This is a genomic window from Cellulosimicrobium sp. AB352 (assembly GCF_049538415.1).
In the GTDB taxonomy this organism is placed as follows: domain Bacteria; phylum Actinomycetota; class Actinomycetes; order Actinomycetales; family Cellulomonadaceae; genus Cellulosimicrobium; species Cellulosimicrobium funkei.
Map to the genome: position 1 here is coordinate 141,479 of NZ_JBMVFX010000005.1, position 19,719 is coordinate 161,197.

General features: G+C 66.5%; 16 protein-coding genes and 1 tRNA gene. 11 read left to right on the forward strand and 6 right to left on the reverse strand.

Annotated elements, in window-relative coordinates:
• Nucleotides 1-23: 23 nt before the first annotated feature.
• Nucleotides 24-788 carry a GntR family transcriptional regulator gene (locus ACPCUX_RS05510; RefSeq protein WP_415296906.1) on the reverse strand — a complete coding sequence of 255 codons (765 nt, stop codon included), beginning with the start codon at nucleotides 786-788 and terminating at the stop codon, nucleotides 24-26.
• A 233-nt stretch (nucleotides 789-1,021) separates the two neighbouring features.
• Here ACPCUX_RS05510 and ACPCUX_RS05515 point away from each other — a divergent pair, with 233 nt between their 5' ends.
• The 4 genes from ACPCUX_RS05515 to ehuA all read left to right on the forward strand — a co-directional run bounded on the left by ACPCUX_RS05515 (nucleotide 1,022) and on the right by ehuA (nucleotide 4,205).
• The gene (locus ACPCUX_RS05515) at nucleotides 1,022-1,981 is read left to right on the forward strand and encodes a transporter substrate-binding domain-containing protein (RefSeq protein WP_415296904.1); all 960 of its coding nucleotides are present in this window, start codon (nucleotides 1,022-1,024) and stop codon (nucleotides 1,979-1,981) included.
• Between the two features lie 10 nt (nucleotides 1,982-1,991).
• Nucleotides 1,992-2,720 carry an ectoine/hydroxyectoine ABC transporter permease subunit EhuC gene (gene ehuC / locus ACPCUX_RS05520; protein ID WP_034654311.1) on the forward strand — a complete coding sequence of 243 codons (729 nt, stop codon included), beginning with the start codon at nucleotides 1,992-1,994 and terminating at the stop codon, nucleotides 2,718-2,720.
• Complete coding sequence (gene ehuD, locus ACPCUX_RS05525; protein ID WP_034654309.1) at nucleotides 2,717-3,358, forward strand: ectoine/hydroxyectoine ABC transporter permease subunit EhuD; 642 nt, start codon at nucleotides 2,717-2,719, stop codon at nucleotides 3,356-3,358. Before ehuC ends, ehuD begins: the two co-directional genes overlap by 4 nt.
• A gap of 85 nt (nucleotides 3,359-3,443) precedes the next feature.
• Complete coding sequence (ehuA, locus tag ACPCUX_RS05530) at nucleotides 3,444-4,205, forward strand: ectoine/hydroxyectoine ABC transporter ATP-binding protein EhuA (RefSeq protein WP_034654335.1); 762 nt, start codon at nucleotides 3,444-3,446, stop codon at nucleotides 4,203-4,205.
• Nucleotides 4,206-4,222: 17 nt separating this feature from the next.
• Here ehuA and ACPCUX_RS05535 read toward each other — a convergent pair whose 3' ends face one another.
• Nucleotides 4,223-5,227, reverse strand: a complete 1,005-nt coding sequence (locus ACPCUX_RS05535) for a nucleoside hydrolase (RefSeq protein WP_081599961.1) — start codon at nucleotides 5,225-5,227, stop codon at nucleotides 4,223-4,225.
• 104 nt (nucleotides 5,228-5,331) lie between these two features.
• Between ACPCUX_RS05535 and ACPCUX_RS05540 the strand changes: the two genes are divergently transcribed.
• Nucleotides 5,332-5,404, forward strand: a tRNA-Arg gene (locus tag ACPCUX_RS05540).
• A 351-nt stretch (nucleotides 5,405-5,755) separates the two neighbouring features.
• Here the strand turns inward: ACPCUX_RS05540 and ACPCUX_RS05545 are convergent.
• A complete protein-coding gene (locus tag ACPCUX_RS05545; RefSeq protein ID WP_423388308.1) occupies nucleotides 5,756-6,121 on the reverse strand; it encodes a hypothetical protein in 366 nt (121 codons plus the stop codon).
• 111 nt (nucleotides 6,122-6,232) lie between these two features.
• On the opposite strand from ACPCUX_RS05545, the gene ACPCUX_RS05550 reads away from it, so the two are divergent.
• Both ACPCUX_RS05550 and ACPCUX_RS05555 read left to right on the forward strand, forming a co-directional pair.
• Entirely contained in the window at nucleotides 6,233-7,111 is an 879-nt protein-coding gene (locus tag ACPCUX_RS05550; RefSeq protein WP_423388309.1) for an abortive infection family protein, read from the forward strand.
• 610 nt (nucleotides 7,112-7,721) lie between these two features.
• Nucleotides 7,722-10,784 carry an SIR2 family protein gene (locus tag ACPCUX_RS05555; RefSeq protein WP_423388310.1) on the forward strand — a complete coding sequence of 1,021 codons (3,063 nt, stop codon included), beginning with the start codon at nucleotides 7,722-7,724 and terminating at the stop codon, nucleotides 10,782-10,784.
• Nucleotides 10,785-10,955: 171 nt separating this feature from the next.
• On the opposite strand, the gene ACPCUX_RS05560 is transcribed toward ACPCUX_RS05555, so the two are convergent.
• Nucleotides 10,956-11,186, reverse strand: coding sequence for a hypothetical protein (locus ACPCUX_RS05560; protein WP_423388311.1), 231 nt, complete (start codon nucleotides 11,184-11,186; stop codon nucleotides 10,956-10,958).
• Nucleotides 11,187-12,201: 1,015 nt separating this feature from the next.
• Here ACPCUX_RS05560 and ACPCUX_RS05565 point away from each other — a divergent pair.
• From ACPCUX_RS05565 to ACPCUX_RS05575, 3 genes are all read left to right on the forward strand, one after another.
• Nucleotides 12,202-12,513, forward strand: coding sequence for a hypothetical protein (locus ACPCUX_RS05565; protein WP_423388312.1), 312 nt, complete (start codon nucleotides 12,202-12,204; stop codon nucleotides 12,511-12,513).
• A gap of 128 nt (nucleotides 12,514-12,641) precedes the next feature.
• Nucleotides 12,642-13,460 carry a hypothetical protein gene (locus ACPCUX_RS05570; protein WP_423388313.1) on the forward strand — a complete coding sequence of 273 codons (819 nt, stop codon included), beginning with the start codon at nucleotides 12,642-12,644 and terminating at the stop codon, nucleotides 13,458-13,460.
• Between the two features lie 299 nt (nucleotides 13,461-13,759).
• Nucleotides 13,760-14,491 (forward strand): hypothetical protein, encoded by a 732-nt coding sequence (locus ACPCUX_RS05575; protein ID WP_423388314.1) that lies wholly within the window; start codon nucleotides 13,760-13,762, stop codon nucleotides 14,489-14,491.
• A gap of 90 nt (nucleotides 14,492-14,581) precedes the next feature.
• Here the strand turns inward: ACPCUX_RS05575 and ACPCUX_RS05580 are convergent, their stop codons facing one another.
• Nucleotides 14,582-15,352, reverse strand: a complete 771-nt coding sequence (locus tag ACPCUX_RS05580; protein ID WP_423388315.1) for a hypothetical protein — start codon at nucleotides 15,350-15,352, stop codon at nucleotides 14,582-14,584.
• 552 nt (nucleotides 15,353-15,904) lie between these two features.
• Between ACPCUX_RS05580 and ACPCUX_RS05585 the strand changes: the two genes are divergently transcribed.
• A complete protein-coding gene (locus ACPCUX_RS05585; RefSeq protein WP_423388316.1) occupies nucleotides 15,905-16,909 on the forward strand; it encodes a tyrosine-type recombinase/integrase in 1,005 nt (334 codons plus the stop codon).
• 154 nt (nucleotides 16,910-17,063) lie between these two features.
• On the opposite strand, the gene ACPCUX_RS05590 is transcribed toward ACPCUX_RS05585, so the two are convergent.
• Nucleotides 17,064-19,565 carry a helicase C-terminal domain-containing protein gene (locus ACPCUX_RS05590; RefSeq protein ID WP_423388317.1) on the reverse strand — a complete coding sequence of 834 codons (2,502 nt, stop codon included), beginning with the start codon at nucleotides 19,563-19,565 and terminating at the stop codon, nucleotides 17,064-17,066.
• Nucleotides 19,566-19,719: the final 154 nt, after the last annotated feature.

Here is a 19,719-nt window from a genome sequence, read left to right on the forward strand (position 1 = left end):
CCCGCGCGACCGCAGCGTGCGGGTCAGAGCAGGCCGGTCGGTTCGATGGGGTCGAGGCGCGGCGGCGGGACGGGGTGGGGCTCCTCGAGCGTCTCGACGTCGGCGTCCTGCGGGGCGGTGAGCCGCGCGACCGCCGCGTCCAGGTTGGCGGTGATCGCCGTGACCAGGCCGTCGGCGTCCCGCTGCTCGAGGCGGGTCACGATCTCCTCGTGGGACGCCGCCGAGTCGGCACGCACGGCGTACTCGTCGCTCACGGTGAAGCTGGCGACGCGCACCTCGACGATGAGGGTGGTCATCCACCGCAGGAGCCACGGGTTCCCTCCCGCCGCGACGAGCGCCCAGTGCAGGTTGAGGTCGGCGTCGCCGATGCGGCGAGGGTCCTGGGAGGCTCCGGCCGTGACGAGCGCGTCGTACGCGGTGCGGACGGACGTGACGTCGGTCTCGGAGGCGCGGGCGACGGCGAGCCGCGCCGCGGCGGTCTCGACGCTGGTGCGCGCGGCGTAGAGCGCGGGGATGCGGTCGCGCCCGATGGTCACGACGCTCAGGCCGCGTCCCGGCGTCGCGGTGAGCAGGCCCTCCTGGACCAGCCGCTGGGCCGCCTCGCGGAAGGGGCCGCGGCTCACGCCGAGCTGCCCGGCGATCTCGACCTCGCGGATGGGTGATCCGACGCGCAGCGCGCCGGAGTAGATCGCGTCGCGCAGCTCGCGCGCGATGAGGTCGACCGTCGAGGGTCGGGTCACCGGCGAGAGGAACGGTGCGGTGAGCGGTGCGCGCGAGGCCGGGCTCATCGGCTCTCTCCCTCCGAGGTCGTGGTCGTGCGGTCGATCGAGGTCACGATCGGGTATCACATCATCCCCTGTCGGCGACGCTCGATCGGACGAACGCGCACGTGGGCATCGATTGTAGACAATCAGACGCTCTGACCGTTCGATTGTCGAACGGTCGACAGAAGGCTAACGTGGTCGACCGTCCAACCAGCCATGACCGTCACGCCCCGGCGTCGACGGGCACGAAGGGAACCATGACTTCCACGCGAACCACCGCGCACCGGCGCCGCGCCCTGCTGGGTGCCGGCACCGTCGTCCTCCTCGCCGCCACCGCGGCCTGCACGAGCGTCGACGGGGGTGGCGCCAGCGAGCCCGGGACCGCGTCCGCGGACGGCGGCGCGCTGGAGGCGCTCCAGGACCGCGGCACCATCACCGTCGGCTTCGCCGGGGAGGCCCCCTACAGCTACGAGGAGGGCGGGGAGCTCACCGGGGCGACCGTCGCGCTCCACCGCGCGATCTTCGCCGAGCTGGGGATCGAGACGGTCGAGGGTGTGAACACCGAGTTCGGCTCCCTCATCCCGGGGCTCACCGCGAACCGGTTCGACGCCGTCAGCGCCGGGATGTCGATCCTCCCGGACCGTTGCGCGCAAGCCGCCTTCAGCGAGCCGGAGTTCATGTACACCACCGCGTTCATGACGCCCGCGGGGAACCCTGACGGCCTGACGGACATGCAGTCCGCCGCCGACGCGGGTGTCCGGCTGGCAACGATGACGGGTGCCATCGAGGGCGACTACGCCCGAGAGCTCGGCATCGAGAACCTCGAGGTCGGCTCGCCGCAGGACGGCCTCGACGCCGTCGTCGCCGGGCGCGCGGACGCCTTCGCCCTCACCGGCATCTCGCTCAACCACCTCGCGGACAGCTCCGACGCCCCGGTCGAGGTCACCGAGTCGTTCGTCGCCGAGATCGACGGCGTCCCCCAGATCGGTGCCGGCGGGACGGTCTTCCGCACGAGCGACACCGCGCTGCTCGAGGCGTACAACGAGAAGCTCGCCGAGATCGTCGCCGACGAGGACCGCTATCTGGAGATCGTGGGGGAGTTCGGCTTCACCGCGTCCGAGCGTCCCGTGGAGGGCCTCACCACGGAGAAGCTCTGCGCCGGCGACCTCGACGCCCTCGCCACCGAGCTCGCCCCGGAGCTCGGCGCGGGCTCCTGAGGGACGCCGGGTGTCCGACAACCTCAGCACGCTGCTCGACGCGCTGCCGCGGCTCGGCGAGGGCGTGCTGGTCACCCTCCAGCTCACGCTGGGCGGTGCCGCGCTCGCTCTCGTCCTGGCGCTGCTGCTCGGTCTCGGCTCGCGTGCGCACCGCCTGTGGGTCCGTGGCCCGTCACGCGTCGTCGTGGAGTTCTTCCGCGGCACGTCGCTCGTCGTCCAGCTCTTCTGGCTCTTCTACGTCCTGCCGGTCTTCGGCTTCCGCATGGAGTCCCTCGCGTGCGGCATCCTCGCGCTCGGGCTCAACTACGGCGCGTACGGAGCCGAGGTGGTCCGCGGGTCGATCAACGCCGTGCCGCGCGGGCAGTGGGAGGCGGCGGTCGCGCTCGACCTCGGTCCCGTGCACCGGCTGCGCCGCGTGATCCTGCCTCAGGCGTGGGCGCTCATGATCCCGCTGCTGACCAACCTGCTGATCCAGCTCCTCAAGGGGTCCGCGCTCGCCACCTACATCCTGCTGCACGACGTCAACTACTTCATCGAGCAGCTCCGCCGCGGCACGCAGGACACGTTCTTCTCCTACTCCGTAGGCCTGCTCGTCTACTTCGCGCTCGCCTACGCGCTGACGCTCGGCATGAACGCCCTCGAGGTCCGGGCGAAGCACCGGCTCGGCCGCGGACCGTCGCTCCGTGAGGTGCTCCGCCTCGCACCGGTCCCGGCCACGGCGAGGGGAGGTGCCGCGTGAACGACGTCTGGAGCTGGGAACGTGCCGCGCAGGCGCTCCCGCCGATCCTGGAGGGCTTTCGCATCACGCTGCTCGCGACGGTCGTCGGCACGGCGATCGCCGCGGTGCTCGGACTCCTCGTCGCGTTGGTGCGACGCTCGCCGTCGCGGTGGGTCAGCGCCCCCGTGGGCCTCGTCGTGGAGTTCGTCCGGTCGACGCCGCTGCTCGTGCAGCTCGTGTTCGTCTATCTCATGCTGCCGGGCGTCCCGGCGCTGGTGGTCGGCTGCGCGGTGCTCGGCGTGCACTACGCGACCTACATGTCGGAGGTCTACCGGGCGGGGATCGACGCCGTCCCCCGCGGCCAGTGGGAGGCCGCGAAGGCGCTCGACCTGCCGCGGTCGCGCGTGTGGCGCGCGGTCGTGCTGCCGCAGGCGATCCGCAAGACGCTGCCGGGGCTGGGGAACTACGCCGTCTCCATGTTCAAGGAGACCCCGTTCCTCTTCGCGATCAGCGTCGTGGAGATGTTCACCGCCGCGCAGCAGTTCGGGGCCCGCACGTTCGTCTACACCGAGGCGCTCACGATGGTCGGCCTGCTCTTCCTCCTGGCGAGCTACCCGACCTCGCTCCTCGTCCGCAGATTGGAGAATCGCCTTGCCTGAGACCACCGCGCCCGAGGGTGCCCGCACGCCGGTCCCTGCGACGTCCCCCGCCCAGACGGCCTCCGTCGACCCCGACGTGGTCCCCATGATCGAGTTCCGGGGGGTCGTCAAGCGCTTCGGCGACAACACCGTGCTCGACGGGCTCGACTTCCGTGTCGCGCGCGGCGACCGGGTCACGCTCATCGGGCCTTCCGGGTCCGGGAAGACGACGATCCTGCGGCTCCTCATGACCCTCGAGGAGGCGGACGGCGGGATCATCCTCGTCGACGGCGACCCGTACACGCACGAGATGCGGAACGGGAAGCGGGTCGCGATCCCCGAGAAGCGTCGGCGCCCGATCCGGCGCCGCGTCGGCATGGTCTTCCAGCAGTTCAACCTCTTCCCGAACATGACCGTGCTGGAGAACATCGTCGAGGCGCCGATGCACGTGCTCGGCCTCACCCGCGCGCAGGCGACGGTCCGTGCGGAGGAGCTGCTCGAGCAGGTCGGGCTCGCGGACAAGCGCGACGCCCGCTGCACGCAGCTGTCCGGCGGCCAGCAGCAGCGTGTCGCGATCGCGCGGGCGCTCGCGATGGACCCGGAGATCCTCCTCCTCGACGAGGTGACGTCCGCTCTCGACCCCGAGATCGTCGCCGACGTGCTCGGCGTCCTGCGCGAGGTCGCGGAGACGACGGACATCACGATGCTCATCGTCACGCACGAGATGCAGTTCGCGCGCGACGTCTCGCACCGGGTGCTCATGTTCGACCACGGTCGCATCGTCGAGGAGGCCGACCCCGAGACGATGTTCACCTCGCCGCGGCACGAGCGCACCCAGGAGTTCCTCCGCGCCGTCCTCGGGGCCTGAGCAGTCGGCGACCCGGCTCAGGCAGGCTCGCCGACGCGCCCGAGCGCGTCGAGCACGAGGTCCCAGAATCGGGCGTGGTCGAGGGTGACCGCGACCTGTGTGCGGCACTCCTCGGGGCCGGGCTCGTCGCCGCGCAGGTCGGCGACGGTCATGCCGGTCGTCAGGCCCCCGTGCAGCTCGACGTCCAGTGGCGCGCGGCGCGTCGTCATGACCGACGGGTCGACGACGTACGCGACCGCGCACGGGTCGTGCACGGGCGGGGAGGGGAAACCCTGCGCGGTGCGGTACGTCGTGCCGTAGAAGTCGAGCAGCTCGCCGACGAATCGGGCCGGGGCGGTGCCGAGCGCGGCGATGCCGTCGCGCACGTCCGCCGTCGCGACGGCCTGGTGCGTGAGGTCGAGACCCACCATCGTCACCGGCCACGCCTCGGTGAGCACGACGTGCGCCGCCTCCGGGTCCGCGAGGACGTTGAACTCCGCGACCGGCGTCCGGTTGCCCACGTGGTACCCGCCGCCCATGAGGACGACCTCGCGGACGCGCGGCACGATCCTCGGCTCCTTGCGCGCCGCCATCGCGACGTTCGTCAGCGGGCCCGTCGGCACGAGCGTGATCTCGCCCGGCTCGGCCGCCAGGACCGTCTCGATGATGAGGTCCACCGCGTGCCGGTCGTCGACGGCGCGCCGCGGGGCGGGCAGCACCGGCCCGTCCATGCCCGAGTCGCCGTGGATGTCCGGCGCGACGATCCGGGGCCGGACGAGCGGACGGTCGCACCCGGCCGCGACCGGGACGTCGATCCCGGCGAGCTCCGCGACCGCGAGCGCGTTCCGCGTCACCTTCTCGAGCGTCTGGTTCCCGGCGACCGTGGTCACCGCGACCAGGTCGACGGCGGGGCTCCCGTGCGCGAGGAGCATCGCGATCGCGTCGTCGTGGCCGGGGTCGCAGTCGAGGACGATCCGGCGGGGCGGGGTCGTGCGGGAGTCAGGGGTCGGCGGGACGGGCTGGGCCGGGACGTGAGCGGACATCGACCCATCCTCGCGCGTCCCCGGGGCCGGGGCGGCCGCCAGGGCGCTTCGCCTCCGGGCGCCCGTGACGGCTAGGCTGTGCTGCGGCCCTGACCCGGGGCCACGCGCCTGTAGCTCAGGGGATAGAGCACCGCTCTCCTAAAGCGGGTGTCGCCAGTTCGAATCTGGCCAGGCGCACACAGTAAAACCGCAGGTCACGGGCACAAAACCTGGACACTCTGGCTCTGAAACCTCCCCCGCACGGGGAGGAACCGGCAACGCTCTGACCTGCGCTTATGCGAACTTGTTTCTTCTGATCCTCCCCCAAACCTCCCCCAGGGGAGCGTGCGGAGCGGGCGTCTAGGACCCGCGAAAACCGCTGTATCAAGCCGATCTGGACGGTGGGCTCGCGCAGGCTGGCGGGGGCGTGAAACTCGAAAAACCTCCCCCGATGGGCAAAAACTGGGCCGCTACGTCCCGGTTAGACCCCTATTGCCCCGATTTTCCACGGGTCCGAGCGCGCAGCCGCGGACACTCCACAGGGGCAGGTCAGAACCTGGTGGGCGGGCGTCGGGGGATCGTGCGGAACACGTCCTCCACTCGCAGCCACACCACCAGCTCGTGCTGGTTGTACGGGGGAGTCAGAGCCTTCACGATCACCATTGCATGGTTGTCGGTCCACCTGATCGCCCTCGCGGGCAACAGCTCCTCGTGCGTGGCCCACAGCAGCCGGACGATGACGGGGAGGTCTCCCGACGGGCGCACGGGAGCCCTGCTGGGTGACTCGTGGTTCAAGGGCTTGCGCTGCGACCAAGGCCGGTCCTCCAGCTGGCCCGGGCGGGGAGCGGACGCCATCAACCCGGCACGGTCGTCACTCTTGCGGCGGATCAACCGCCGCTCGTCTTGCTCACCCACACCATGAGCCTACGCCACGACTCGAACGCACGTTCGACAACATCCAGGCTCGGGGTGCGGCACCCCGCCCGGTGCCCCGCGCGTGTCCTCAGTAGTGGCTAGCCTGCCGTCATGACCCAGGTAGTCGCGCGCCGTGTCCTGCTCAACGAGCGGGCGCGCGTGGCCGTGCGAGACCTGATGAGCTCGACCGTGCTGCGGGACATCGACGACATGTGGCAGGACGAGGGCTTCTCACCGGTCACCACGGACCCTGAACCGGTCGGAGGGCAGCGCGTGACCCGGTTCCAGGGATACCTCGACCAGGTCGACTGGACCGACCCACATCAGGTGACACGGGCGTTGGGTGTCTTCGAGACCGCCCTACGCTGGTTGTTCCTTCCCGAGACGGACCCCACACGGGACCCACAACCCATCTGGCCCCACTGGAGGGGACGCCTGCGCAAGCTTTTCGCGCAGGACGGCTACCAGATCAGCGACGACGGCAAGATCACGGGCGGTCACTCCATCACTATCGACCCGGCCCTGCTCGACCACGTCGACGACCCGCACGTCATCCGTGAGCACCTGGTCCGCATCGAACGCGCAGTAGGCAACGACGACGCAGCACAGGTCATCGGCTCAGCGAAGGAACTGGTGGAGACCACCGCAAAGGTCGTCCTGGCCTCACTGGGCGAACCCGTGCCCGACAACGCGGACATGCCCGAGCTGGTGCGCCTCGTCCACATCCGACTACACATCCACCCGAACAGTGCTGACGGGCCAGACGGCTCGGCAGGGGTCAAGAAGATCCTCGGTGCCACCACGACCATCCCTAACGCCGTCGCCGAGCTGCGCAACTCCGGCTACGGCACCGGCCACGGCCAGTCGGCAGCCCGGCGGGGCCTCTCCACCCGTCACGCACGGCTGGTCTTCAACGCCGCACGCACATGGTGCGAGTTCGTCCTCGACACTCTCGGTGACGACGGCGCCCCGTGGAGGAAGGCCACCTGACAGGCTGCGCATTCCCAAGCGGTTCTAGCGGCGGCGGTCAACTGGTGTGTTGCTGCCCTTTGCGGCACGCCCGGCACCGACGCCGCCCGTCCGACGGGAACACAACCGTGTTGGCCTCGTCGTACGGGTGCCCAGCCGGGCAGTGCGTCTTCGACCTCTGGTGATCAGCGCCGTCGCCCTTGTCGATCGTGCCCGTGCGATACCACCGGTTGTAGTGCATCCGGCACCAACCCCTGCCCGCCGCCGACCGGTTACACCCGTCCACCTGGCACGTCACCACCCGGCCCTCACGGGCAGCAGCGGTCGCAGCGAAGTGCTCCCGCGCCCGCCCTACGGTCACCGGGTCCAGCACCCAGGCGGGGCCGGTGCGCGTGTGGTTCTCCCGCAGCCAACGCCGCACCGCAGACCCAGACACACCCAGCTCGTGTGCCAAGGAGGAAGGTGTCGCCGTGTGCTCGTCTGCCACACCGACGACGGTACTGCTGGTGACGTGACTCGTATGAACCGTCCGCCAGGCGAGTACTCGTGCGGAACTTCACCCGATACGGCCCGGGAGCGCGGGTCAAGCACCCATACGATGAGCGCTGAGTTATCAGCAGGAGGGGCAAGGATGCACACTCTCGAGCAGACTGTCGCTACCGGGAATGTCATCCTGGTAGTCGGCACAGGGTTCTCCGCGGCAACCACCGGCGGGGCGAAGACCGCCATGTGGGCCGGACTGATCCGCGACGGCATCGAACACGTCTGCCGACTGCGCAGCGACCCGACCGACAGGTGGCGCGGTCTCGCCGAGAACCTCCTCTCCTACGGGATCGAAGATGGCGACTCGGACTCGATGATCCAGGCGGCATCGATGGTGAAGAAGGAACTCCGGGCGCTCGGAGAACAGGCATACGCTGACTGGCTCGCCCAGAGCGTGGGAAACCTCCCGATCGTTGACGAATCCCTTGCGAAAGCCATCAACACCCTGCCCTTCCCGGTCCTCACTACCAACTACGACACCCTGCTCGAGCGCATCACAGGACGGAGATCAGCCCATTGGGCCGAGCCGGGCAAGATGCAGACGCTCCTGGGCGGTTTCACCAACGACATCGGGCATCTTCATGGTGTTTGGGATGCACCCGACACGCCGGTTTTCAGCACTGAGGACTACAGCACCGTCATCAACGCTGACCCCGCCCAGCACCTGCAGCAGGCAGCGTCGAGCATCAAGTCACTGGTGTACATCGGCTTCGGAAGCGGACTAGACGACCCCAACTTCGGGCAACTCCTCCGGTGGCACCGCGAGACCTTCACGGTGTCCGGCCTGCACCACTACCGCCTCTGCCGAGAATCAGAAGTCGCCGAGCTCGTGCAAGTCCACGCCGGAGACAACATCGTTACCGTCCCGTACGGCAACGAGTACGAGGAACTCCCCGACTTCCTGACCGCACTCGCCGACCTCGCCCCCACAGGTGAGCGGTCCTCGGCCGGAATCGTGCGGGACGTAGTAGACGAAGCCCGGACAGCCCTCCTCGACACCATGCAGGCAGACCTGATCCTCGGAGAGCTCCCGAGCGACGATCCCCCCAGCATCGAGTCACTGGTCCTGCCGCCGGTGTTCCTCCCGGTACCTCACGCCGAGTACGTCAAGGAGCGACGCACGGGGGACAAGAAGAGCGACAAGATCGAGAAGATCGACCCTCTGACCGAGCTGAACCAGACGGAGTTCCTCGTCCTCGTTGCCGAGAGCGAGACCGGGCTGACCACCGCCCTGCGGTGGCTCGCCTGGAAGTCCTCGATTGACCTCGTTACCGCAGCCCCGATCGTCGTCAGCTTCCGCGAGTGCCGCGGCGGGAGGAAGCCGCTCGAGAACCGGATCGCCGCTGCCGCCCGGGAGGCGGGCATCGTCGGCAGCAACGGCACCATGTCCGAGTACATCCTCGCCATCGACGACGTGAACCCCGGTGTCCCCGCAGTCTTCGAGCGGGTCATGAGCGCCCTGTGCGAGTGCAAGCAGATCGGCACCATCATCGGTTGCCGCCAGGGCGACGAAGACGCGATCGTCGAACGCCTGCGACGTTCCGGTCACGAGCCGAGGCTCCGGTACTTGAGTAAGCTCGGAGACAAGGAGGTCGCACAGCTTGTCGCCCGGGCGCACCCGGTTGGCGCGGAGAGGCTCACCAGCGACGTGCTCGGAGTGCTGCAGGGCGAGAATCTGCCGCGAACACCGTTCTCGGTCTCCCTTCTCATCGCCGTCCTCGTGCGCGGGGGAATGATCGGCAGCAGCGCGTCGCAGACGGCGATCCTTGAGCAGTACGTGGCGATGCTCCTCGGACGGGGCGACCCCCACGAGGACTCCCGGTTCACCGTCGACCAGCCAGGGCGAGAGGCGTTGCTGTCCGCGTACGCCGAGCACCTGGCACGCACCGAGTCCGCAGGCATGGCGGAGGCTGCCGCCGTCACCAAGTTCAGCGAGACGATGGAAGCGTTCGACTGGTCCGACTCCCCGATCGGGATCATCAACCACCTCGTCGGACTGCGCGTGCTACGTCGCACCGCCACCGGCCAGATCGAGTTCGCCCGCAGCAGCTTCCTCTTTCTCTTCGCGGCCAAGCAAGCCGCTACGTCCCCCGAGTTCCGCGCGTTCCTGCTGGAACAGCCCCTCTACTATGCCCCGGTGCTGCAGGACTACTCGGCCTTGGTCCGTTCAGACGCCAGCGTCGTGAGAGCAGTACTTGACACCCTTCCGTCGTCGGAAGAGCTGGCGACCTCCCGAACCCCGTACGAGGTGCTCGACCAGATCGAGGCACCACCGGCGAAGACTCAAGACGCTGACGCGGAGACAGAAGACGAGCCGGTTGAGGACCCGTACGATTCAGAGTTCGAGCTGACCGAGCACGATGACAGCGACTCCCTGCCGTTCCCCGTGGACGGGGTACAGAACCTCTCCCCGGTGCGTCGCCTGATGCGGTCGCTAGACCTGGCCTCGACCGTCCTGCGCGACTCGGACCAGGTGCAAGACATCGAGTTGAAGGACGAAGCGTTCGCTCTGGTCCTTCAGCGTTGGGGCCAGCTCATCAGCGTCATGCACGAGGACGCCCAGTTCAACGACTTTATCTCCGAGTTGGCAAGGTCGCTGCACGACGTCCGAGAACTGCAGGAGACCCAGCCCGAGCTGCTGCAGGAGATTCTCAACGAGTTGTCGAAGATCGTGCCTGCGGCCCTGGCCGGTGGTGGAATCGAGTCGACCCTGGCATCGAGGAAGCTGCTGCGCGTGTTCAATCGCGGGATTGACCGTCAGTCGTTCCTCGTCGACGACGAGACGAAGATCGCGGCGTGCCTGTTCGCGTTCTCCCTCAGAGAGCCAGGCTGGCCCGGAGCCATCCGCAAGCTCCTACATGCGGGCGGGAACCTGTGGCTCTCAAGGAACTTCGTGTACCGCCTGCTGCGCGAAGCCCATAGGACCAGCCCAGACTCGATGTCGAAGGACGACCGTGAGGACCTGATGGAGGTATGCGTCGAGATCTTCGACCGCGCAACGAAGTACGACAACGACGCTGCGCGGTGGCGACGCCTGGACCAGCTTCGTTCCGACATGCGCCAACAACGTCAGCTCGCCCTGGCCCGGACGATTCTCGCCGGACGAACCGCAACGGCCCGGCATGAAGAACCCGCGCAATTAGGCTCATGAGCGTTAGTTGAGATGCCGAGACGACGGCGGCCAGTACAGCGAGTCCTGCGCACATCGCGGGGGTCAGACACTTCCAGAACGGAAGTCTGCGTCCGGTTGCCCGGCCCGCCGACGATCGCTGTGCGACCTGGGTGGGAGCCCACCAGCCGGATGCCGGTGGGCTCCCGTATCTCAGGCTCCGAGTGTGAGGTCGTCCGGGTCCGGGTAGTCGCCCCGGTCGAACTGGTCGATCTCCACGAGGTCCTCTATCGCAGCGCCGAGGAGAGCTGCGACGGCGAGGCGGATCGTGTGCCCGAGCCGGGTGTCACGCCAGTTCAGCAGCGACAGGGCGAGAGTGGCGCGCGCCTCCAGCTCGTCAGGGCCAGGATCGGGGAAGTCGCCCTTTACAGGGTGTGCGATCATCGGTGTACACCTTCCTGGGTGTTGGCGGCCCGTGCCCCTGTGTCGTTTCTTGGCGGATCCGTACAAGGGTGGCGGGCCGTCGTGCTGTCCGGGTCCAGCGGGTGCTGGCCGGTGTTTCGAACGTACAGCACGAGGGTCCGGGTTTTTCCTGCCTGTGGGTCGTAGCTGTGTTCGAGTGCTGTTGCGCCAATGACGCTAGAGCCCTGCGGTGACCTGCGCAAACGACCCTGTGCACGGCCGGTGGACACAAGGCACTCTGCCTGTGGACGCAGCCTCCTGACCTGTGGACATGGTGTGTACACAGGTGTGGACAACTCTCAGAGTTTTCCTGTGGACAGTCGCCAGTGGGCCTGTGACCTGCGGTGATGCTGTCCTCAGGGCTGTGGAAGAGAAACTGTCTAGCGACACGCCGTACGGACCAGCGTCACCCCTGTGGACAAGGCCTCCCCGTGGGCTTCCGTGGAGGACCTGACGGCGGTGGTTTCGTCTCAGCGCATTGGCGTGTGACGCTCATTGGTTGGCGAGTTCCAGGTCAGGAAGGTCACGTCGGGTTCTCTCGTTGGTCTGAGCCGACCACGCGAACCGTTGCGGGTGGCGCCTGCCTCCCTCCAGACGGTGTTCCCCTGCTGCGGTGGTGTTACCCGCGCTGCTGTTGCCCGAGCCAGGAGGTCGGATAGAGGTGGGCATGGGGAATCGCGATGCCTGGTCCAGCCAGCGGAGCCGTCCTGGTGGTCTCCGTGTCCCGGCGACGCAAGGTCCAGCAAGCCTGGCGAGACCGATCAGGCCGACGGAACCCAGAGGCAGCTTCCGGTGAGGCCCCGCTAGATACCAACCCGGTTCGCGGCGCATCGGACGCCGGAAGGCCAAGGGAAGGAACCACACAGCGAGAAGGACCTGTGCATCAAGGCCGCCCGGAATCGCCCGGAACCAGCCAGGCTCATGTGGACACAAATCGCCCGCACCCAGGGTCTGGCGGCAGTACCACCCACCGCCTAGCGATGGTAGAACTTTGCCTATGTCGAAGCCTCGTGAGGCGTTCGTGGCCGAAGCCCGTGCAGCGCTGGTCGTCGCGGCGATGCGCCGGACCCTCCTCACCTACGAGGAACTCGGGCGCGCGATAGGTATCAGTGGGGTTGGACTGAGCCACCAGATGCGCTACATCCTCAGAGACCTCTCGAACGAGTGTCACGAAGCCGACCAACCAAGCCTCCCCGCCCTGGTGGTCAACAAACGAGACGGCAAGCCAGGCCAAGGCTGGGTCGACGGCGACCGCCACCCCTGGCACACCGAGGTTCGCCGCATCTACGAGTACTGGCACCCGGTGTGACAGCCCCCGAAGAAGGCCAGAGGACACCTACCGACGAACTGCGCGCAACGCTGCGGAGGGGGCGCACCGCTGTCGAGGAGCACATGGGCGTCTTCGACCGTGCCGGGTTGACATGGCACGAAGAGACCGTGACCGACATGCTTCTGCAGCACACCTGGCCCTTCATGCGCGGCGTCGCGTTCAACCGGAACGAGGAAGGCAAGACCGGCGCCGACTGGCTCTGGTGGTGGCTCGAGAAGGACGCCGCCTTTGGGATGCTGATCCAAGCGAAGCGGCTGAAGCCCCCGAAGTGGACGGCTGACTTCGGGTACAAAGACGGACAGCAGTGGGCAAGGCTCGTTGATGCGGCCAAGGCACTCAACGTCGCTCCGGTCTACGCGGTGTACACCGGCACCCCCGAATCCAGGGGAGACCTGTCATGTGGACGTTCTGACCATACGGGCGACTGTGAATGGTGCCGTGCGGCGACGGTGACGTTGTTCCCCGCCAACGCTGCGGAGTACCTCGCCCGGTTCGATGCGCCGTTCGAGCTCTCCTCGACAGTGCCGCTGGAGTTCCTCACCGACGCGGATCTGGGACCTCGACCGTTGCGAGTAAGGGCCGACCTGCCCGAACCGCTGCGCTCATTCCTCACGTCTAAGCACGACGGAGTGTTGAGCGTAGCGAAATCTCTGGTCTCGATCGTGATGAACGTGAGGGAGAGACAATTCGGAGTCATGACGGACACTGCTGTCTGCGAGAACGTTACAGACGACCCGTACTTCTCACACCTGCCCTCCGACCAGGGACACATGAGCGACCAGGTGTTCCCCAACATCCTGCGAGGCCTCAGGCGCACCCCTCCGGGCTACGTCTTGGACGTACTGCACGGCAACCCCATCCAGACCGACCTGCCCGGGAAGGTCGATGGTGTCGTTGTGCTAGACCTCGACACGTCACAGGGGTAGAGAGCCCGAAGGCGCGTCGGCAAAGGGAGGGACCCCCTGGTCGCGGTGCGCGAGAACTCCCGCGCCGAAAGGACGTGTAGATGGCCCATCAGGTTGAGGTCTCGGGCTGGCGGCCGATCTCCGTGGGTCCGCCGAGCCCCGGCGTCCTCGATCAGCGCGGAGGCGTTCTCCATGAGCGCCTTCCGGAACGTGCGTGCTGTATCCGGGTGCATCTCCACCCAGCGATCATGCCGCAGGCGCGCTCTCGGGCGGCGTCGATCCTCTGGTGCCGACCACCGCCGGGTGCGTAGTGTCCGGGCATGACAATCGAAGCCCCCGAGCCTGCCGGTCCTGCAAACCAGCTCATCGAGGCAGCCGTCAGGGCCGGGCTCAGCGCGATTCCCCTGGCGGGTGGTGCCGCCGTCGAGCTGTTCCAAGCTGTGGTCACACGCGGGCGAGAGCAGCGGTTCCAGTCATGGGTCGTGGACCTGACGGACGCTGTGAACCGTCTGCTGCTCGAACCACGCGGTGCCACCTTCGAAGACCTGTCGAACGACGAGGCATTCATGGACGTGATCGGGGAGGCGACCCGCGCTGCCGTCGAGACCTCAGACGAGGTGAAGATCGACGCCTTGCGCAACGCCGTGCTGAACAGCGCGTTCCAGCCGGACACTGGGGCCGACCGGCGGGCGATCCTTCTCGACATGCTCGTGGGTCTGACTCCGACCCACATCAAGCTGCTCAAGCTCTACGACGACCCGCGAGCGTGGTACTCGGACGCAGGCGTTCCGGTGCCCGACATCATGATGGGCGGGGCCGGGATCGTCGTGAAGGACGCATACCCTGACCTTGCCGCCGACAAGGCGCTGCTGGACTACGTCGTCAAAGACCTCGGGTCGAAAAACTTGGCCCGCATCGACCTTGGCTTGAGCACGACAGCCGACAGCGTCTTCGGGTCCAAGACTCAGCAGCTCGGCAAGGAGCTCATCGCGTTCATCACCGAACCTGAGGCCTCGCAGGGCCATCCAGGTGGGGATCAGCAGTCTGCGTAACCAGGTTCGCCGATGGGGCGTGAACCTCAACAACTACACCGAAAGCACCGTAACCTAGTCCGGCGAAGCGCTGGAATCTCGTTCCGGACGCTATTGCGCCTTCTCGAACAGGACCCAACCGCCGGGGCCCCAGTGGTACATAGCCCCGGTGGTCCATGTAGACGTGAGCCACACGTGGGTGAGCCCGTCGGGAAGGCCGGGTGGGACCGTCGGGAGCGGCGGGTTGTCGCGCATGAGCAGGTCGGTGGCTGTAAACGGGCCAGCGGCGAACCCGGGGAGAATCACGAACAGGTGCGTCTCGGGCACGCCGGACCTGGTGAGCTTGTCGATGTTGTGCGTCTGCTGCGGTTCGCGCACCCACTCGTCGAACCACTCGACCAGCCCGTCACCGGTGTCGGCGACGACACCGCCGGTGAACTCGCGCCCCTGGTCGACCGTGAGGTAGATGCTGCCCGGGAAGCTGGTGCCGCCTTGGTGGGCGTCCACGACCCCCAACCGGCGGAGCCCGTTCTCTGCGTCCGTGTCGTGAGGGTTGTCTTCGAGGCGACGCAGAAGCCCCGGTGCCTTCATCCGCAGAGTCTTGATGCTGCACCCGGGCCGGAGCGTGAGCATCCAACCGCCGACCAGGCCTCCCTCGATCCACCGTTCCTCGTCGCCGTTGGCGACGTTCCAGGTCTCGATGGCCTTCTGGTCTGCCGCGGCGGTCACCTCGCACGCCCCGAACACGACCCCGTCCCGTGCAAGATCCAGGTCGTGCATCGAGTTCCGTCTGCCGTCGTCGTGCTGCCCGACCGTGACACCTTCCAAGGCGGACTCGATACACGCCTTGGCCCAGGCTTCTTCGGGACGCAGGTCTGCCATGCACCGCATCATGCCGCAACCTTCAGACAGGCTGCTCTGTCGGTGCCGATCTCGGTTCTCGTTCAGCGATCAGGTCGCTGTACTGGTAGCGCCGCCGGTGACTGGATCGTCGCTTCCCACACTTGGCCTACCCCCGAACTCGGCTGACCCTCGTCGCCTCCGCCTCGCCCAACACGGGACTCCAGCGCGGGCGACCACATTTCGGGTCTTGTGGCTCGCGGGTCGGGTCCAAAGCCCCCTGCCACAGGTCCAGGGTGTTGCCACCGTGCGAAGAATGAGAACCCCGGACCCTTGGGCTAGCACCGTCCCGCCACCCAAAAGCCACCCCGCACAACACGAGCGCTCACGGGCCCGGCTCGGGCGGGTTTCGTGGCGCGTGTAGAAGATAGGTGGCGCAAACGCGACCCCGCGAACAGGAAACGCACCATCCCATCAGCTGAGTACGGGAAAGGGATGCGGTGGCGGGCTGTATGGACCGAACCTGGCGGGAGAGAACGCAAGGCGTCGTTCTGCACCAAGGCTGCGGCCCGGGCGTTCTTGAACGAGCAACTCGTGCGAATCAACACGGGTCCGAACACCGGTAGGGGGCACCTCATCACCATCGCGCAAGCCGCGAAACACTGGGAAGCGGCGCAACCTGACTGGGCGCCGAGTACCCGGGCACGGAACCTCAGTATCCTCGAACGACTCGTCCTGCCCCGGTGGGGCACCACCAAGCTCGGTGATATTCGACGTGAAGACGTCCAAACGTGGGTGAACGAGCTACCGGGACCGGTCGGCAACCGCAAACGAGCTCACCAGGTACTCTCCAGCATCCTTACCTGGGCGGTCGAGGCCGGGCGGTTGCACCACAACCCGACCCGCCGGATGCGGTGGGCCAAAAGTCCCACCACCCGGCCTGGTCAGGCGTTGACCATCACAGAAGTTGACGCACTGATTGCAGCCCACCCGCCGCACTGGCAACCGTGGGTCACCTGGTTAGTGTTCACGGGCATGCGGGTGTCTGAAGCGGCTGGGTTGAAGGCGGGGGCGATCAACAGGCGGCGTCGAACAGTCCGGGTTGAGCACACCTTGGTGGTGGTGAACGGGCGGAAGGTGACACGGGACCGGGCCAAGACTGCGGCGAGTACTGACCGTGAGATACCTATCGTTGACCCCGCGTGGCTGGCCATCGCACCCCTCCTGGACGGCCTGGGACCGGGCGACTACGTGTTTCGTGGACCGCGCGGTGCCACGGTGAACCGTGGGAACTACGCTGGTCGGGAGTTCAAAGCAGCGGCAGCCACCATAGGCAAACCAAACCTTCACCCTCACGACCTCCGTCACACAGCAGTCAGCAACGCAATCAGGTTCGGGTTGACGGTGAAGCAGGTGCAGGCCATCGCAGGTCACGCTTCAGCCACCACAACTTTGGACGTGTACGCCCACCTGTTCGGCGAAGACTGGGACCAGGCGCGCAAACTCCTGAACGCAGGCATTGCTAAGGAGCGGAAACGTGCGGCAGTGAGGTCAGGCGAAACTGAGCCAGCGACCCATCCGGACAGCCGTGGACCGTGAGGCGTCACCGCTCACGGCTAGAACGAGCCGAGCATCCAAAGCTAATCGTTATAGCAGCGAAGAAAGTAATCTACTCGGCTCGCACGAGAATGACGGCAGGTGCGGGGCCAAAAACCCGATCGACCCCGCACCTGCTCAAACAGGCAACCGCATCCTACTTGCTCTTGCGGGCCTCGACTGTGTAGCGAGTGAGGAAGGTCTGGGCTGTCAGCCCATGATGCGCGAGCAACTGGCTGACCCGCGCAGGGTCACGGTAAGCATCGTTCTCGGACAATGCCGTCGCGAGTTGGTCCAACGCGTCGTTGAGCACCACGAGCTTTTCAACCGTGAGAACCCGACAGCGCTGCGGGATCGCCGCCTTGGAATCAAATGTCGACCACTGGTGAACCAGAACCGGTGTCCCCGTTGCCATAGGGTACTGGTCCCTGAACCAGTCCATCGCGTTTGACAACTGCTTGGCGTCATCCTTGTAAACGGGGTGCGCCAAAGCGCCGCTCTTAGCCTCGATCACTAAGAATGAACCGTCATTCAGTGCCCACAGGTTGTCGGGACCGCGACCGATTTCAACCTCTGGCCTGTGCCCAGCAAAGCCCAAATGGGCCGCGAGCTCGTCCATCGCGGCCTCAAACTGGCTTGTGCGAGGCCCAAACACCAAGTCCGCACGCAGGGCGTTGAAGCCCAGACGCAATTCGCCGCCAGTTCGGTATCGTGTTTGCAGGAACGTTGACGCCGTGGCTCCCTGCTCCTTGACTGGAGTCCCGAGTTTTGCGTAGGTGAACCCTGTGGAGGGGCGCAACAGGGCGCGATTCGACCCGTTCGCAGCCTGCTGGGTCTGCTGGGCCAGCACGGGGTCGACTCGGTGCTGGAACGTCGCCATCTCCTGCAACAGCTGCCCTCGCACAACGCTGTCGATCCCGGGAGTGTCGAGTGCAACCTGCGTTGCGGCGGCGGCGTCACTGAGCCGGTTGGCAGCAGCCAGGTCGAATGCGGCACGACGCTGGACTGTGATGGGGTCCACCTTGCGATCCTCGTACCTGAGCTTCGCCAACCGTGACCTGCTCGCTGTGATCCACCCCATGTCCCGAGTTAGCACCTGGTCGATGGCCGACATGAGGTCTGCAACGGTAGAGCCCCGGAGACTGTCTGACACCTCCAAGGACAACTGCATCTGGGCTCGCGTCGCCGGTGACAGGGCTTCTTCGGCACCAGGCCGCACCAGCCTCTCAGTCATGCGAGCATCCATGAGCAGAACCACACAGTAGTCATCGGTAGAACGCACGGCCCGGCCCATACCCTGCTCAATGCGCTGAATCTGGCGGCGTAGAAGAGTCTCAGACCCGGCCAGTTGCGCTTCGTCGAGCCGGTTGATCGGGTCCAGCGCCTCGGGGAGCCCGTCAATGACGAGCACATGGCAGGCATCGCCGGGCAAGTCAATCCCGTCATACCTGTTCACCAGGACGACTAGCCCAAGCCGGGGGTGTGCACGTAGTTGTGCCACACCGTCCTTGATGGTGTCCTTGTCGAAGACCTGCGCACCGAGCGCGCGCCAAACTTCAGCGCGGGCCTTGCTGGGAACGATCACGACCACGTTGCGGTCTTCTGCTAGTTTGACCGCCAACTCGCGGACATCTTCGTCGGTTGAGTCCGGAATGATTTGTTGGGGGATGAGAATTAGGCGATCGCCAATGTCGCCCGCATTCGCCGGGGTGATTGGTTGTGCGACTGTTTCGGGGTCCGCGTCGAAGTCCTTAACAAGGACGCCGTCGTCGGAGAGCGTTGCTGTAAGGTAGATACGCCTGGTGGCGTTTTCGAAACCGGTCAGTATGTGAATCGGCAGGTGGTCAGGGGCGATCTCGATGGCTTCAGAAGTGACAACCGCTCGACACTGTGGCAAGATATCCACGATGAGCGGCCAAGCGTAGGAGTACGGGATGTCAGCGCTGATGGGGTGAAGGATGCTCAGCACATCCCTCTGGCGGTCTTGCCAGTCCCAGTAGGGGATCTGGGCGAGGCCCGAGCGGCGCTGGGCGCGGATATCCAGGAGAGCATTCGGGCTTTGCTGATCCAGGGAGTCGTTGAACAGATCGAGAAGTCTTGTGTAGACATCCGGCTGGTCTTTCGCTGTGATTCGCAGACTAAATGCCCGCTCTGCTTTGTTCAAGCACGAGTGGGCATCGTCAACAATAATGGTCCCGACCCGTGCCCGCGCAGCCTTGGATGATGACCCGCCGACGCCAAAAACGGACTGTCCGTTAACAAGCTTCTGGAACGTGGTTACCAGGATTGCCCTGCTGGCTGTGTACTCGTAGGACGTGTGTTCTTCTGTGACGGCGATTCCCAGTCCTGCGGCTTCGTCACGAACTTGCTCCGCGAGATAGCGATCTGGGACCAGGTACACAACAGGGCCGGACCCGTCTGCCAGGCAGGACTGTGCTATAAGCAGCCCGACGACAGTCTTCCCGCCGCCGGTGTTCAGTTTGATGACGAGGTCGCTCTCGTCTCGTCGCTTGTCCCACTGGTCAAGGATTTGGTCCTGTGGTCCGCGTAGGTACTGGTAGCCGGTGGCGCGCGGTAGTGCGGTGAAGATGTCTCGCGGGTGCTGGGGTTCCTCGGGGGTGTCGTTGTTTTGCGCGAACGCGGTGAAGTCGATGGGCATGGTTGCGGTTGCCTTCCGGGTGTGAACCTGGCTGGTGCTGTGTGTCGGGGCGTTGCGGCCAGGGCGGTGCGGGTGTAGCGGGAGGTCCCGGGCGCACGGATGGAAGCACTCGTGTCAGACGTCTTCGTCGAGCCCCCTGTCTCTGTGTGGCGTC

Coding starts and splice junctions, on each gene's coding strand:
- ACPCUX_RS05510 (WP_415296906.1), bottom strand. CDS start 788: ATGAGCCCGGCCTCGCGCGCACCGCTCACCGCACCGTTCCTCTCGCCG.
- ACPCUX_RS05515 (WP_415296904.1), top strand. CDS start 1,022: ATGACTTCCACGCGAACCACCGCGCACCGGCGCCGCGCCCTGCTGGGT.
- ehuA (WP_034654335.1), top strand. CDS start 3,444: ATGATCGAGTTCCGGGGGGTCGTCAAGCGCTTCGGCGACAACACCGTG.
- ACPCUX_RS05535 (WP_081599961.1), bottom strand. CDS start 5,227: ATGTCCGCTCACGTCCCGGCCCAGCCCGTCCCGCCGACCCCTGACTCC.
- ACPCUX_RS05550 (WP_423388309.1), top strand. CDS start 6,233: ATGACCCAGGTAGTCGCGCGCCGTGTCCTGCTCAACGAGCGGGCGCGC.
- ACPCUX_RS05555 (WP_423388310.1), top strand. CDS start 7,722: ATGCACACTCTCGAGCAGACTGTCGCTACCGGGAATGTCATCCTGGTA.
- ACPCUX_RS05560 (WP_423388311.1), bottom strand. CDS start 11,186: ATGATCGCACACCCTGTAAAGGGCGACTTCCCCGATCCTGGCCCTGAC.
- ACPCUX_RS05565 (WP_423388312.1), top strand. CDS start 12,202: ATGTCGAAGCCTCGTGAGGCGTTCGTGGCCGAAGCCCGTGCAGCGCTG.
- ACPCUX_RS05575 (WP_423388314.1), top strand. CDS start 13,760: ATGACAATCGAAGCCCCCGAGCCTGCCGGTCCTGCAAACCAGCTCATC.
- ACPCUX_RS05580 (WP_423388315.1), bottom strand. CDS start 15,352: ATGGCAGACCTGCGTCCCGAAGAAGCCTGGGCCAAGGCGTGTATCGAG.
- ACPCUX_RS05590 (WP_423388317.1), bottom strand. CDS start 19,565: ATGCCCATCGACTTCACCGCGTTCGCGCAAAACAACGACACCCCCGAG.